This is a genomic window from Pseudomonas mangrovi (assembly GCF_003052585.1).
GTDB lineage: Bacteria > Pseudomonadota > Gammaproteobacteria > Pseudomonadales > Pseudomonadaceae > Aquipseudomonas > Aquipseudomonas mangrovi.
This window is the reverse complement of the sequence record NZ_QASN01000020.1, coordinates 219,230-233,756: the sequence shown is the minus strand read 5'-3', so window position 1 is coordinate 233,756 and position 14,527 is coordinate 219,230. Positions and strand designations below refer to the sequence as shown.

10 protein-coding genes and 3 tRNA genes are annotated in these 14,527 nt (G+C 60.4%); 2 read left to right on the top strand and 11 right to left on the bottom strand.

The features are described 5' to 3' along the window. Positions 1-41: 41 nt before the first annotated feature. The 9 genes from DBO85_RS13825 to DBO85_RS13785 all read right to left on the bottom strand — a co-directional run bounded on the left by DBO85_RS13825 (position 42) and on the right by DBO85_RS13785 (position 8,938). A complete protein-coding gene (locus DBO85_RS13825) occupies positions 42-1,904 on the bottom strand; it encodes a SurA N-terminal domain-containing protein (RefSeq protein WP_108107856.1) in 1,863 nt (620 codons plus the stop codon). A 211-nt stretch (positions 1,905-2,115) separates the two neighbouring features. Then, entirely contained in the window at positions 2,116-2,388 is a 273-nt protein-coding gene (gene hupB, locus DBO85_RS13820) for a nucleoid-associated protein HU-beta (protein WP_108107855.1), read from the bottom strand. Between the two features lie 134 nt (positions 2,389-2,522). After that, a complete protein-coding gene (gene lon / locus DBO85_RS13815) occupies positions 2,523-4,919 on the bottom strand; it encodes an endopeptidase La (protein ID WP_108107854.1) in 2,397 nt (798 codons plus the stop codon). A gap of 129 nt (positions 4,920-5,048) precedes the next feature. Continuing rightward, positions 5,049-6,329 (bottom strand): ATP-dependent Clp protease ATP-binding subunit ClpX, encoded by a 1,281-nt coding sequence (gene clpX, locus DBO85_RS13810; RefSeq protein ID WP_108107853.1) that lies wholly within the window; start codon positions 6,327-6,329, stop codon positions 5,049-5,051. A 108-nt stretch (positions 6,330-6,437) separates the two neighbouring features. Continuing rightward, complete coding sequence (gene clpP / locus DBO85_RS13805) at positions 6,438-7,079, bottom strand: ATP-dependent Clp endopeptidase proteolytic subunit ClpP (protein WP_108107852.1); 642 nt, start codon at positions 7,077-7,079, stop codon at positions 6,438-6,440. 90 nt (positions 7,080-7,169) lie between these two features. Further along, entirely contained in the window at positions 7,170-8,480 is a 1,311-nt protein-coding gene (gene tig / locus DBO85_RS13800; protein ID WP_108107851.1) for a trigger factor, read from the bottom strand. Positions 8,481-8,613: 133 nt separating this feature from the next. Further along, a tRNA-Leu gene (locus DBO85_RS13795) sits at positions 8,614-8,698 on the bottom strand. Positions 8,699-8,754: 56 nt separating this feature from the next. Further along, positions 8,755-8,830, bottom strand: a tRNA-His gene (locus DBO85_RS13790). 31 nt (positions 8,831-8,861) lie between these two features. Next, positions 8,862-8,938, bottom strand: a tRNA-Arg gene (locus tag DBO85_RS13785). 278 nt (positions 8,939-9,216) lie between these two features. Here DBO85_RS13785 and folD point away from each other — a divergent pair. Next, positions 9,217-10,071, top strand: coding sequence for a bifunctional methylenetetrahydrofolate dehydrogenase/methenyltetrahydrofolate cyclohydrolase FolD (folD, locus tag DBO85_RS13780; protein WP_108107850.1), 855 nt, complete (start codon positions 9,217-9,219; stop codon positions 10,069-10,071). Positions 10,072-10,212: 141 nt separating this feature from the next. After that, positions 10,213-11,379, top strand: a complete 1,167-nt coding sequence (locus DBO85_RS13775; RefSeq protein ID WP_108107849.1) for a GGDEF domain-containing protein — start codon at positions 10,213-10,215, stop codon at positions 11,377-11,379. 23 nt (positions 11,380-11,402) lie between these two features. Here the strand turns inward: DBO85_RS13775 and cysS are convergent, their stop codons facing one another. Both cysS and DBO85_RS13765 read right to left on the bottom strand, forming a co-directional pair. After that, positions 11,403-12,788: a cysteine--tRNA ligase gene (cysS, locus tag DBO85_RS13770; protein WP_108107848.1), complete on the bottom strand. Its 1,386-nt coding sequence runs from the start codon at positions 12,786-12,788 to the stop codon at positions 11,403-11,405. Beyond that, positions 12,789-14,456 (bottom strand): glutamine--tRNA ligase/YqeY domain fusion protein, encoded by a 1,668-nt coding sequence (locus tag DBO85_RS13765; protein WP_108108338.1) that lies wholly within the window; start codon positions 14,454-14,456, stop codon positions 12,789-12,791. Between the last annotated feature and the right edge of the window lie 71 nt (positions 14,457-14,527).

The window sequence follows — 14,527 nt, the reverse complement described above, 5'->3', positions numbered from 1 at the left end:
TTTGTGCGTGGCCCGGAAAGCGTCCGGGCCGGGCCAAGCAATCAGAACTTCTCGATATCTGCGCTGGCTCGCAGGTGCTGGGTCAGTGCCTCATAGTCCTGTTCGCCGCTGCGCGACGCCAGGAACCGGGCGTACATGACCTTTTCTTCTTCGCTCAGCTCACCCTCCGGCTCACTGACGGCCGTCAGACGAATGACCGCGAAGTCGCCATTGCCGGTGCTCACACCAGCGTAGGCAGGCGCCTCCGGCGAAGCGCTCCGCGGCATGCGGAAAAGCGTCTGCAGCACTGCCGGATCAACACCATCCTGAGAGCGCGTTGCTGCCTCGACGGGCAGCCAACCTTCACCTTGCGCTTCACCAGCACGCAGCGCAGTCAGCAGTTTTTCGCCTTCGGCACGTGCTGCGTCGCGGGCGCGCTCGGTAACCAGCTCGGCACGAATCTGCTCGCTCACCGCGTCCAGCGGCAGCGGCTCAGCCTTGAGGTGATCCTTTACGCGGATGACGACCTGGGTGTTCTGGTCCAGCTCGATCAGCTTGCTGTTGCGACGATTGACCAGCAACGTGTCACCGAAAGCCTCACGAACGACCTGACGATTGGCGCTAACGCCCTGCACTCCGCCGGCACGGCCGAATGCTGGGGTGGTCTGTACCGCCAAGCCGAGATCCTGCGCTGGCTGCGACAGATCTGCCGCTTCATAGGCCGAGCTTTCCAGCTGCTCACCTGCTTCGACGAAACGACGTTCCACCAACTGCGACTTGAGATCGGCCGTGAGCTTCTCCTCGAGGCTCGCGAAGGACGGAATCTCCGGCGCTTGCACATCCAGCAGCTTGATCAGGTGCCAGCCATAGTCGGTACGTACCGGGGCAGAAACCTCACCTTTCTCCTTCAGCGCATACAGCGCTGTCTCGAAAGGCGGTTCGTACACGCCGGGGCCGGCATACCCGAGGTCGCCACCGTCGCCCTTGGAGTCCAAATCGTCCGAGAACTCGCTAGCCAGAGCGGCAAAATCCTCGCCCTGCGCGATACGTTGGGCCAGCTCCTCGAGCTTCGCCTTGGCCTGTTCGCTAGTCACTGAGTCACTGGTCTCGATCAGGATGTGCGCTGCCTGACGCTGTTCGGCAAGATTGGCGATCTCCTGTTCATAGAGTTCCTGTAGCTGCCCGGCCTCCACTTTCACCTGGTCGAAGAACTCGTCCTTGCGCAGCTCGACATACTCCACAACCACCTGTTCCTCGGTCATGAAACGCCTGGCGTGCTCATCGTAAAAAGCCTTGATGTCGGCATCTTCGACCACCACCGCATCAGGGGCGACGTTGATCGTGATGCTGGCGAAATCTCGGGTCTGCTTTTCCAGGCGAACGAAGGCTTCGATTTCGTCCGACGTGACGAAGGCACTTCCGGCGACGCCAGCACGAAGCTGACCGACCAGAATCTCTTCCTCCAGACGCTGACGGAACTGCAGCCGGTTCATGTTGCGCTCGCGCACGAACTGGTCGAAACGCTCGCGACTGAATTCGCCATCGACCTGAAACTCCGGCGTTTTCAGCAGCAACTGATCCATTGCCGAACTGGGGAAGACCAAGCCGGCATCGCGCGATCCCTGGAGGAGGATCTGCCGATCGATGAGCGACTTCAGAGCAGACTCGCGAAGAAACTTGTCTTCGATCAGGGAAGGATCGAAATCCGGGCCCAATTGCTGGAGCAATTGCCTGCGCTGCATATCAACCATCTGCGCCAGCTCGGTCTTGAGGATCGGCTTGCCGTTGACCTCGGCAGCGTTGTCGCGATTGCTGGCGGAATTGGTGATCGCCTCGAAACCGGTAAACGACAACAGGACCACGATCACGCCGATGATGGTCTTGGCGATCCAGCCTTGGGAATTGTCCCTGATGTTCTGCAGCATTTTTCCCCCAGAGCAGCCCGTTCCGAAGAACCGGCTGCGCAGCTTGGGTAAAGAATCCATATAGAAGAAAGGCGCATCCAGGGATGCGCCTTTCTCGTAACTGGTGAAGCCTGGAAGTGCTGGCTACCGAGAGCAGTAACCTACCGCGAGGGGACCAGAGCAGGCTTCACTGTCAGGTGGCACATCAAACGCACCACCTGGGAAAAGACGCTTAGTTGACAGCGTCTTTCAGAGCCTTGCCAGCCTTGAAGCCAGGGATCTTGGCGGCAGAGATGCTGATCGGCTTGCCGGTCTGCGGGTTGCGGCCAGTGCGTGCAGCGCGCTCTTTGACAGCGAAGGTGCCAAAGCCTACCAGCACAACGGAATCACCAGCCTTGAGAGCACCAGTGACGGATTCGATCACCGCGTCCAGCGCACGGCCAGCGACAGCTTTCGGGATATCAGCAGATGCGGCGATTGCATCGATCAGTTCCGACTTGTTCACTCTAAGTCCCCTTATTCCTGTTGAGATGTTTCTTAATTTTTGGTGTAAGCAAAGCGGGTTCTGTACAGCCTACAGACACATAAAGTACGGCTTTATAACAAGGCCCTGAAAAATGTGTCAAGGAAGCCGCCAGGCTAATGCGTACTGATTCGCTCCTTGGAATCAGCTTCGCGGGTCTCATCCTTTGCAACCAGCTCGGGAGCCGCATCAGACAAGGGCTCCGGCGCGTATTGCAGCGCAATTTGCAGGACCTCGTCAATCCATTTGACCGGTTTAATCTGCAGGTCCTGCTTGATGTTCTCCGGGATCTCCTTCAGATCGCGAACGTTCTCCTCCGGAATGATCACGATTTTGATCCCGCCACGGTGAGCAGCAAGCAACTTCTCCTTGAGACCACCGATGGCCAGCACCTGCCCGCGCAGAGTGATCTCGCCCGTCATGGCTACATCGGCACGCACCGGAATCTGCGTCAGCGCCGAAACCAGCGCCGTGCACAACCCGATGCCGGCGCTCGGACCGTCCTTGGGGGTCGCACCCTCCGGCATGTGGATGTGGACATCACGTTTCTCATGAAAGTCCTGAGGAATTCCCAGGCTTCTGGCCCGACTACGGACCACGGTTAGTGCAGCGGTCATGGACTCGGCCATGACATCGCCCAGAGAGCCGGTCTTGATCAGGGTGCCCTTGCCCGGCACCACTGCAGTCTCGATGGTCAGCAGCTCGCCCCCTACCTGGGTCCAGGCAAGCCCTGTGACCTGCCCAACCTGATCCTGCTGCTCGGCCAGCCCGTAGCGGAACTTGCGCACCCCGAGGAAGTGTTCGAGCTGATCTGCGCCGACCACCACGCTAAAACGCTTCTCGCCAATGTGCTGCTTGACCGCACGCCGACAGACCTTGGCAATCTGCCGCTCCAGACTGCGTACGCCAGCTTCACGCGTATAATAGCGAATGATGTCGCGGATCGCGGCTTCCTCGAACTCAATCTCGCTGAGTTTCAGGCCATTCGCCTTGATCTGCTTGGGCGCCAGATAACGGATGGCGATGCTGACCTTCTCGTCCTCGGTGTAACCCGGCAGACGAATGACCTCCATCCGATCGAGCAGCGCCGGCGGGATATTCATCGAGTTGGCGGTGCAGAGGAACATCACGTCTGACAGATCGTAGTCCACCTCAAGGTAGTGATCATTGAAGTTGTGGTTCTGCTCCGGATCGAGCACCTCGAGCAGCGCCGACGCGGGATCTCCACGCATGTCGCTCCCCATCTTGTCGATTTCGTCGAGCAGGAACAGCGGGTTGCGCACACCGACCTTGGTCATCTTCTGGATCAGACGGCCAGGCATCGAGCCGATATAGGTACGACGGTGGCCGCGGATCTCCGCTTCGTCACGCACACCGCCGAGGGCCATGCGCACGAACTTGCGATTGGTCGCGCGCGCGATGGACTCTGCCAGCGAGGTCTTGCCCACACCAGGCGGCCCTACCAGGCAGAGCACCGGCCCTTTCAGCTTCTTGACCCGCTTCTGCACCGCGAGATACTCGAGAATGCGCTCCTTGACCTCCTCCAGCCCGAAGTGGTCGGCATCCAGGATTTCCTCCGCCTTGAGCAGATCCAGTCGCACCTTGCTCTGTGCTTTCCAGGGTACGTTGGCCAGCCAGTCGATGTACGAGCGCACCACGGTCGCCTCGGCAGACATGGGCGACATCTGCTTGAGCTTGTTCAGCTCTGCCTGGGCCTTGGTGTAGGCGTCCTTGGGCAGGCCGGCGGCATCGATACGCTTCTTCAGCTCCTCAAGCTCACTGTGGCCTTCATCACCGTCACCGAGCTCCTTCTGGATCGCCTTCATCTGCTCGTTGAGGTAGTACTCGCGCTGGCTACGCTCCATCTGCTTCTTGACTCGGCCACGGATACGCTTTTCTACCTGCAGCAGGTCGATTTCCGCGTCGAGCAGCGCAAGCACATGCTCGACTCGAGGGTCGAGCTCGATGATCTCAAGGATGTCCTGCTTCTGTTCGATCTTCAGCGCCATGTGCGCAGCCATGGTGTCGACCAGGCGCGACGGCTCGTCAATCGCCGCCAACGACGACAGCACCTCCGCGGGAACCTTCTTGCCCAGCTGGACGTATTGCTCGAACTGGCTCATCAGACTGCGCACGAAGACTTCCGCTTCACGCTCGGGGCAGGCAGCTTCATCAACCAGCGATACCTCGACCCTGACGTGCCCGTCATCCTCGCCGAACGACTCGATACGACCTCGCTGCTCGCCTTCGACCAGCACCTTCACCGTACCATCGGGCAGCTTGAGCAACTGCAGGACGGTGGCAACCGTGCCTACCCGATACAGAGCCGCTTCGTCAGGATCGTCATCTGCCGGGTTGCGTTGCGCCACCAGTAGAATCTGCTTGTCACCCGCCATCGCCTGCTCGAGCGCCTCGATGGACTTTTCGCGGCCGACGAAAAGCGGGATGACCATGTGCGGATAAACCACAACATCGCGCAAAGGCAGGAGGGGCAGTTCGATGGTTGTCTTCATAGATTCAGCTCTGCAGCGACCGCAAACGGTCGTAAACGGAAAAGGCACCAGCAAGGCTAAGATGGAGCCGGCCCCGGCAAAAAACAAGGTATGAAACACAAAGGGGCCCGAAGGCCCCTTTGTGTCGAGTCATGCGTCAGGCGCTGCCTTGGCAGGCGGCTCTGCATTCTCGTAGATCAACAGCGGCTTGGATGTTCCCTCGATGACGCTTTCATCGATGACCACCTTGCTGACCGACTCCTGCGAGGGAATGTCGTACATGGTGTCGAGCAGCACGCCTTCGAGAATCGAGCGCAGGCCACGAGCTCCCGTCTTGCGCTCAAGTGCGCGATGCGCGACGGCACGCAGCGCATCCGGACGGAATTCCAGCTCGACGCCTTCCAGCTCGAACAGACGACCGTACTGCTTGGTCAGGGCATTCTTCGGCTCGGTAAGAATCTGCACCAGCGCAGCCTCGTCAAGCTCGTCCAGCGTAGCGATGACCGGCAGGCGACCGACGAATTCCGGAATCAGACCGAACTTGACCAGATCATCCGGCTCGACCTCACGCAAGGATTCACCGACCTTCTTGCCCAGATCCTGGCTGCGCACCTCGGCGTTGAAGCCTATTCCGCCACGCGTCGAGCGCTGCTGAATGACCTTCTCCAGACCGGAGAACGCACCGCCACAGATGAACAGGATATTGCGCGTATCCACCTGCAGGAATTCCTGCTGCGGGTGCTTGCGGCCACCCTGCGGTGGAACCGACGCAACCGTGCCTTCGATCAGTTTCAACAGCGCCTGCTGCACACCCTCACCGGACACGTCGCGCGTAATCGACGGGTTGTCCGACTTGCGCGAAATCTTGTCGATCTCGTCGATGTAGACGATGCCCATCTGGGCTTTCTCGACATCGTAATCGCACTTCTGCAACAGTTTCTGGATGATATTTTCAACGTCCTCACCCACATAACCCGCTTCGGTCAGCGTGGTCGCATCGGCGATGGTGAAGGGAACGTTGAGCAGTCTTGCAAGCGTCTCGGCCAGCAGCGTCTTGCCCGAACCGGTGGGACCGATCAGCAGGATATTGCTCTTGCCGAGCTCGACCTCTTCCTTCTTTTCACGCTGATTCAAGCGCTTGTAATGGTTGTATACGGCGACAGCCAGAACCTTCTTGGCACGCTCCTGCCCGATCACGTACTGATCGAGGATATTGCTGATCTCACGCGGAGCGGGCAGCTTGTGCGCGTTGCTCTCGGTCTGTGCCTCCTGCACCTCCTCGCGGATGATGTCGTTGCACAGGTCGACGCATTCGTCGCAGATGAATACGGAGGGGCCGGCGATCAGCTTGCGCACTTCGTGCTGGCTTTTGCCGCAGAAGGAGCAATAGAGCAGCTTGCCGGAGTCCTCGCCGTTGCGGGTATCACTCATTAGATCGATCCAATCCGGTAGGGCATGCACACAAGATGAAGGCAAACGCGGGCTTTTTCAAGCCCGCGCAGCGTCCGGGTGTTGCCTGGTCAGAGCTGCAAAAGAGCTCTACGACGCCATGATACGCTTGTTCAGAACCTGGTCGATAAGCCCGTACTTGACCGCATCTTCACCGCTCATGAAGTTGTCACGATCAGTGTCGCGAGCAATCACTTCCATCGGCTGACCGGTATGTTCCGCCAGCACCTTGTTGAGGCGTTCGCGAATGGTGAGAATCTCACGAGCGTGAATCTCGATATCCGAAGCCTGGCCCTGGAATCCGCCGAGCGGCTGGTGAATCATCATCCGCGAGTGCGGCAGGCAGTACCGCTTGCCGGCCGCCCCACCCGCCAGCAGGAGCGCACCCATGCTGCAGGCCTGACCGATGCAGATGGTGGACACGTCGGGCTTGATGAACTGCATGGTGTCGTAGATCGACATGCCGGCCGTTACCGAACCACCTGGCGAGTTGATGTACAGGTGAATGTCCTTGTCGGGATTCTCCGCTTCCAAGAACAGCAACTGGGCAACCACCAGGTTGGCCATGTAGTCCTCGACCTGGCCGACCAGGAAGATCACACGCTCCTTCAACAGACGGGAATAGATGTCGTAAGCGCGCTCGCCGCGGGCTGACTGCTCGATCACCATGGGCACCAGACCACCGGCCGCCTGAATGTCAGGCATTTGCTGCATAAAGGAATTGCGGGACATGCGTATGGTCGCTCCCTAAAAGATCATGTCTCAAAGACGCACAAGCCAGCACGAAGGCTGGCTTATGGTTTCTCGGTCTATCGTACTGAATCAGGCCGCCTGAGGAGCTTCCGCGGGCTTGACCGCTTCCTCGTAAGATACCTGTTTGTCGGTCACTTTGGCCTTGCCGAGAACAGTATCTACAACTTGCTCTTCCAGCACAACCGAGCGCACTTCGCCCAATTGCTGGTCATTCTTGTAGTACCAGGAGACAACCTGCTCGGGCTCTTGGTAAGCAGAGGCCATCTCTTCGATCAGCTCGCGAACACGCGCCTCGTCCGGCTTGAGCTCGAACTGCTTGACCAGCTCACTGATGATCAGACCCAGCGAAACACGGCGACGCGCCTGCTCCTCGAACAGCTCGGCAGGCAGCTGATCCGGCTTGATGTTACCGCCAAACTGCTGAACCGCCTGAACACGCAAACGATCAACTTCGCTACCGACCAGCGCCTTGGGCACCTCGATCGGGTTGGTGGCCAGCAGACCGTCCATGACCTGGCTCTTGACCTTGCCCTTCAGCGCCTGACGCAGCTCGCGCGCCATGTTCTTGCGCACTTCTGTACGGAAGCCTTCCAGACCGCCTTCCTTGATGCCAAACAGTGCGAAGAACTCGTCATCCAGCTCTGGCAGGCGCGGCTCGGAAACACTATTGACCGTGATGGTGAACTCGGCCGCCTTACCCGCCAGGTCAAGATTCTGGTAATCCTCAGGGAAGGTGACAGCAACGACGCGCTCCTCACCGGCCTTGGCGCCGACCAGACCCTCTTCAAAACCCGGAATCATGCGGCCGGAGCCGATCACCAGCGGGGTGCTCTTGGCCGAGCCGCCGGCGAAGGCCTCACCGTCGATCTTGCCGACGAAGTCGATGTTCAACTGATCGTCATTCTGCGCAGCACGCTCGACCTGCTCGAAACGGGTATTCTGCTTGCGCAGGGTTTCCAGCATTTTCTCCAGATCGGCGTCAGTCACTTCAGCTTCCAGACGCTCCACTTCGATGCTTTCGAAACCACCGACTTCAAACTCCGGAAACACCTCGAAAGTCGCCACATACTCGAGATCCTTGCCCTTCTCGAAAACCTTCGGCTCCACAGCCGGGGTGCCGGCAGGATTGAGCTTCTGCTCGACGATAGCCTCATAGAAGGTGGCCTGGATCAGTTCACCCAGGGCTTCCTGGCGAGCCGAGTCCTCATAGCGCTGGCGGATCACGCTCATCGGCACCTTGCCGGGGCGGAAGCCGGGAACCTTGGCGCGACGCGCAGTCTGCTGCAGACGCTTGTTGACTTCAGTCTCGATGCGCTCGGCCGGAACGCCGATGGTCATGCGGCGCTCGAGAGCAGAAGTGTTTTCAACAGAAACTTGCATGGATATTCCTCGTTGCACAGACGTTAGTCGGCCATACCGGCCCCAGAATCAAGGGCAAGCATTCTAGAGGCACACGACTCAGAAGTCACCCCGCCCATAGGCGGAGAAACGCGACGGATACTGAAAAGAAAGATGGTGCGGACGGAGAGACTCGAACTCTCACACCTTGCGGCGCCAGAACCTAAATCTGGTGTGTCTACCAATTTCACCACGTCCGCATTCGGTCAACCCGAAACAAAAGCGCCAGGCACATGGCCTGGCGCTTTCGGAAATATGGGGTGGACGATGGGGATCGAACCCACGACACCAGGAGCCACAATCCTGTGCTCTACCAACTGAGCTACGCCCACCATATCTACATCACTTGAGCCAAGCGCCGAATGGCACGCCCGGCAGGACTCGAACCTGCGACCATCCGCTTAGAAGGCGGATGCTCTATCCAGCTGAGCTACGGGCGCTTATCAATCTGCATTCTGTACGGAGCGCAAACCAAAAAAGCTTGGTATTTCGAGCCTTATGGCGACTCTCCGTACCTTCTTACCCAGCAGCAGGCTGTGCTCGACAAGCGGGGCGAATCTTATAGAGGCGATTTCCAACCGTCAACACGGAAAATGAAAAAAATCAGCGACATAAAGGGCTTACGGGAAAATCCGGGCGGCGCAGCTTTGCCCTGATGATTCGCCGTGCGAGAATGCGCGACCTTTTTCCTATCTTTTCCAATGGTTAATCGAGCGTCATGACCGCACAACTGATCGACGGCAAAGCGATCGCCGCCTCCCTCCGCCAGCAGATCGCCAAACGCGTCGCCGAACGCCTCCAACTCGGCCAGCGCGCGCCAGGTCTGGCGGTGATTCTGGTCGGTAGCGATCCAGCCTCCCAGGTCTACGTTTCGCACAAGCGCAAGGACTGCGAAGAAGTAGGCTTTGTCTCCCGCGCCTATGACCTGTCCAGCGAGACGACCCAACAGCAGCTCACTGAACTGATCGATGCACTCAACGATGATCCGGCCATTGACGGCATCCTGGTCCAGTTGCCGCTACCAGCCCAGCTCGACGCATCCAGGATTCTCGAGCGCATCCGCCCGGACAAGGACGTGGATGGATTCCATCCTTTCAACATCGGCCGCCTGGCCCAACGCATTCCCCTGCTGCGACCCTGCACCCCGAAAGGCATCATGACGCTGCTGGAAAGCACCGGCATCGATCTGCACGGACTGGACGCTGTAATCGTCGGCGCATCGAACATCGTCGGCCGGCCAATGGCCCTGGAGCTGCTGCTCGCGGGCTGCACCACCACTGTCACGCATCGCTTCACCAGGAACCTTGAGGAACACGTAAGGCGCGCCGATCTGCTGGTCGTTGCGGTAGGCAAGCCAGGTCTGGTCAAGGGTGAGTGGATCAAGCCTGGCGCCATCGTCATCGACGTCGGCATCAATCGCCAGGCCGATGGGCGACTGGTCGGCGATGTCGATTTCCAGGCCGCCTGCGAACGCGCCTCCTGGATCACGCCGGTGCCGGGCGGCGTAGGCCCCATGACCCGCGCGGGACTGCTGGAAAACACCCTGCAGGCAGCCGAGCAACTGCACCGCTGACAAAGCGAGGGCTCGCCCCTGGCGCAAGCCCTCGTCACGCCATCAAGCTGCCATCACAACCACTGATCCGCGTCAGCATATGCCCTCAAGCGCAGTGGCAGACTCCACTCGAGTCCGCACTCCTGCCGCATCGGCCATGCCATGACCTCGATCCTTTACGCACTCGCCAGACGCCTCGCCCTTCTCCTTCCAAGCGAACTGCGCCTGCACGAACTACGACAACTGCTTGCACCCGGCGGCCACTCGCTGCTGCTGAGCCAGCGCCGGGCAACCATGATCGTCAACCGCGTGCGCCTATTCGCCTTTCTCTTCGCGGTGCTGACACCCCTGTGGAGCCTGATCGATCTGATGGTCTTCAACCGCGACCTGTGGATCAGTCTTGCCGCCTGCCGAGTGGTGACCTGCGCAGCCTTCGCCTGCCTGCTCCTGCTGTATCGCCCGAACGGCAAGCTGTTTGACGCCTACCGCGCCATCGCGATTCTGTTCGCGATCCCGACTCTCTTCTATATCGCCTCGCACACCCTGCTTGGCGGCCAGCATCATGACCAGGTCTCGGCGGCCGTGGCCACGGGTTATGCCTTTCTGCCGTTCGTGCTGATGGCCGGGCTGGCGATCTTCCCACTGACGCTGCAGGAAAACCTGCTTCTGGTCGCGCTGTTGCTCGCCGCGCAGCTGATTGCCGGTTACCTGAGCTGGTCCACGCTGAGCTGGCCCTCCTTCGCTGGTGGCTTCTGGCTGTTGATCCTGATCGCTGGCGTCACTGCCCTGGCGAGCATGAGTCAACTGGCGTTCATGATCGCGCTGGTACGACAGGCAATTCACGACCCACTGACCGGCGTCCTGTCTCGCGGCAGTGGCGAGGAAATCCTCGACCTGCACTGGCACGGCGCCAAGCGCAACGACACGCGCCTGTCCGTGGTATTCATCGACGTCGATCACTTCAAATCGATCAACGATGAGTTCGGCCACGAGGCGGGAGATAACGTCCTGCGCGAATTGGCCCGCCGCCTGCAGAAGAGCTTGCGGCAATCGGACAGCCTCCTGCGCTGGGGCGGAGAGGAGTTTCTATTGATCATGCCGGGGGCCGATCTTAAGCAGGCACGTCAGGCACTCGAGCGGATCATCAGCAGCGGACTGGGACTGCGCCCGGATGGCCGACCACTGACCGCCAGCATCGGCATTGCCGAACGCCTGGCGGACAATGCCAGCGACTGTCGCGAACTGCTCGATCTGGCGGACCAGCGCATGTACCTGGCCAAGCAGAGCGGGCGCAACCGGATCATCGAGCAGCTCAGCCGAGCCTCCTGAGCGCCGGCCTGACAGCCAGACAGCTACTGGTCGGCCAGACGCCAGGTGGTACCGCCCTTACCGTCTTCCAGCACAACGCCCAGCGCCGCCAGCTGGTCGCGAATGCGGTCACTCTCGACCCAGTTCTTCCCCGAACGCGCCTGCAGACGCGCCGCGATCAGCGCTTCCACCTCCGCCGCATCGACCTTGCGGTTGCCGGCCTGCAAGAAGGCCTCGGGCGCCAGTTGCAGAACCCCGAGCACAGCAGCCAGCGAGCGCAAACGAGCCGCCAGACCGGCAGCAGCCTGAGCATCGACCTCTCGCAGCCGGTTGATCTCGCGCGCCAGATCGAACAGCACCGCACAAGCCTCGGGCGTACCGAAATCGTCGTCCATCGCCGCGACAAAACGCTCGACGAACGCCTCGCCACCCGCCGGCGCTGCCTCGGGCAGTCCACGCAGTGCGGTGTAGAAGCGCTCCAGGGCGCCGCGCGCCTCCTTGAGGCTGTCTTCGGAGTAGTTGATCGGGCTGCGGTAATGGCTGGAAACCAGCAGATAACGCACGACTTCCGGGTGGTACTTTTCCAGCACCTCGCGAATGGTGAAGAAGTTGCCCAGACTCTTGGACATTTTCTCGCCATCCACGCGCACCGCACCGGCGTGCATCCAGGCTGCCGCGTAGGGCTTGCCGGTGGCCGCCTCGCTCTGGGCGATCTCGTTCTCATGGTGCGGGAACACCAGGTCCGGACCGCCGCCGTGGATGTCGAAGGTCTCGCCCAGGCAGCAGGTCGACATCACCGAGCACTCGATATGCCAGCCCGGCCGGCCCTTGCCCCAGGGCGAATCCCAGCTCGGCTCGCCCGGCTTGGCGGCTTTCCACAGGACGAAATCCAGCGGATCTTCCTTGATCTCGTCGACCTCGATGCGCGCGCCGATCTTCAGTTCGTCGATCTTGCGCCGGGACAATTTGCCGTAGCCCTCGAACTTGGTAACGCGGTAGTACACGTCGCCATTGCCCGGCGCATAGGCAAAGCCCTTGTCGATCAGGGTCTGGATCATGGTGAACATGCCATCGATGTGCCCGGTCGCGCGTGGCTCCAGATCCGGGCGCAGCACGTTCAGCCGCGCCTCGTCCTCGTGCATCGCAGCGATCATGCGCTCGACCAGCGCCTCGAACGGCTCGCCGTTCTCGTTGGCACGGCGGATGATCTTGTCGTCGATGTCGGTGATATTGCGCACGTAGGTCACGTCATAGCCACGCTCACGCAGCCAGCGAGTCACCACATCGAACGCCACCATCACCCGCGCATGACCGATATGACAGAAGTCGTAAACCGTCATGCCGCAGACGTACATGCGCACATGGTTGCCTTCAAGCGGCTTGAAGACGTCCTTGGTCTTGCTCAGGGTGTTGTAGATGCTCAGTGCCATTTACTGACCCCAGGAGTCGCGCAGGGTGACGGTACGGTTGAACACGGGCGCGCCCGGCTTGCTGTCCTTGAGATCGGCGCAGAAGTAACCCTCGCGCTCGAACTGGAAGCGCTCCTCGGGTTCGGCCTGGGCTAGCGACGGCTCCGCGCGGCACCCCTTGAGCACCACCAGCGACTCGGGGTTGATATTGTCGAGGAAGCTGCCGCCCTCCTCGTCCTTCTCCGGATTGGCTGAGCGGAACAGACGATCGTACAGGCGCACTTCGCACTCGACGCTCTCGGCCGCCGGCACCCAGTGGATCACACCCTTGACCTTGCGCCCCTCGGGGTTCTTGCCCAGGGTGTTTTCGTCATAGCTGCAGCGCAGCTCGACGATATTGCCCGCAGCATCCTTGATCGCCTCGTCGGCGCGAATCACGTAGCTGCCGCGCAGACGCACTTCGCCACCTGGGATCAGGCGCTTGAAGCCATCCGGCGGGGTTTGCTCGAAGTCGCTGGCGTCGATGTAGATCTCGCGACTGAACGGCAGCACGCGCACGCCCATGTCCTGCTTGGGATGGCGCGGCAGTTCGAGGTTCTCGACCTTGCCTGTCGGGTAGTTGCTGATGACCACCTTCAAGGGCTTGAGCACGCACATGGCACGTGCAGCGTTGGCATCCAGGTCTTCACGGATGGCGAACTCGAGCATGCCGATATCGACCACGCCGCCAGCGCGGTTCACCCCGATCATGTCGCAGAAGGTACGGATCGACGCCGGGGTATAGCCACGACGGCGATAGCCGGAGAGGGTCGACATGCGCGGATCGTCCCAGCCGTTGACATGCTTCTCGTCCACCAGTTGCTTGAGCTTGCGCTTGCTGGTGATGGTGTAGTTCAGGTTGAGCCGGGCAAATTCGTACTGGCGCGGTTGCGCCGGCACCGACAGGTTGGCCAGGAACCACTCGTAGAGCGGGCGATGATCCTCGAACTCCAGGGTGCAGATGGAGTGAGTGATGCCCTCGATGGCGTCCGACTGACCGTGGGTGAAATCGTAGCTGGGATAGATGCACCACTTGTCACCGGTCTGGTGGTGATGGGCATGGCGGATGCGATAGAGGATCGGATCCCGCAGGTTCATGTTGCGCGAGGCCATGTCGATCTTGGCGCGCAGGGCACGGGCACCGTCGGGGAATTCGCCGGCCTTCATGCGCGCAAACAGGTCGAGGTTTTCCTCGACACTGCGCTCGCGATACGGGCTGTCCTTGCCGGGTGTGGTCAGGGTGCCGCGGTATTCGCGCGCCTCGTCCGGCGACAGGTCGCAGACGTAGGCCTTGCCAGCCTTGATCAGCTCGACGGCCCAGTCGTGCAACTGGTCGAAGTAGTTGGAGGCGTAACGCTCCTCGCCTGCCCAGCGAAAGCCCAGCCATTCGACGTCAGCCTTGATCGCGTCGATGTATTCCTGGTCTTCCTTGGCCGGATTGGTGTCGTCGAAACGCAGGTTGCAGGCACCACCGAACTCCTCGGCCAGGCCGAAGTTCAGGCAGATGCTCTTGGCGTGGCCGATGTGCAGGTAACCGTTGGGCTCCGGCGGAAAACGGGTGATGACCTTGGCGTGCTTGCCGCTGTCCAGGTCAGCCTGAACGATGGGACGCAGAAAGTTGGCGGCTTTTTCGACGGTGGGCTTGCTCATGATGTCCTTAGGTACGATGCGCCACGCGAAGCTCTCACCGATCCGGTAGCTGGCGAAGAAGACTCGAAAGC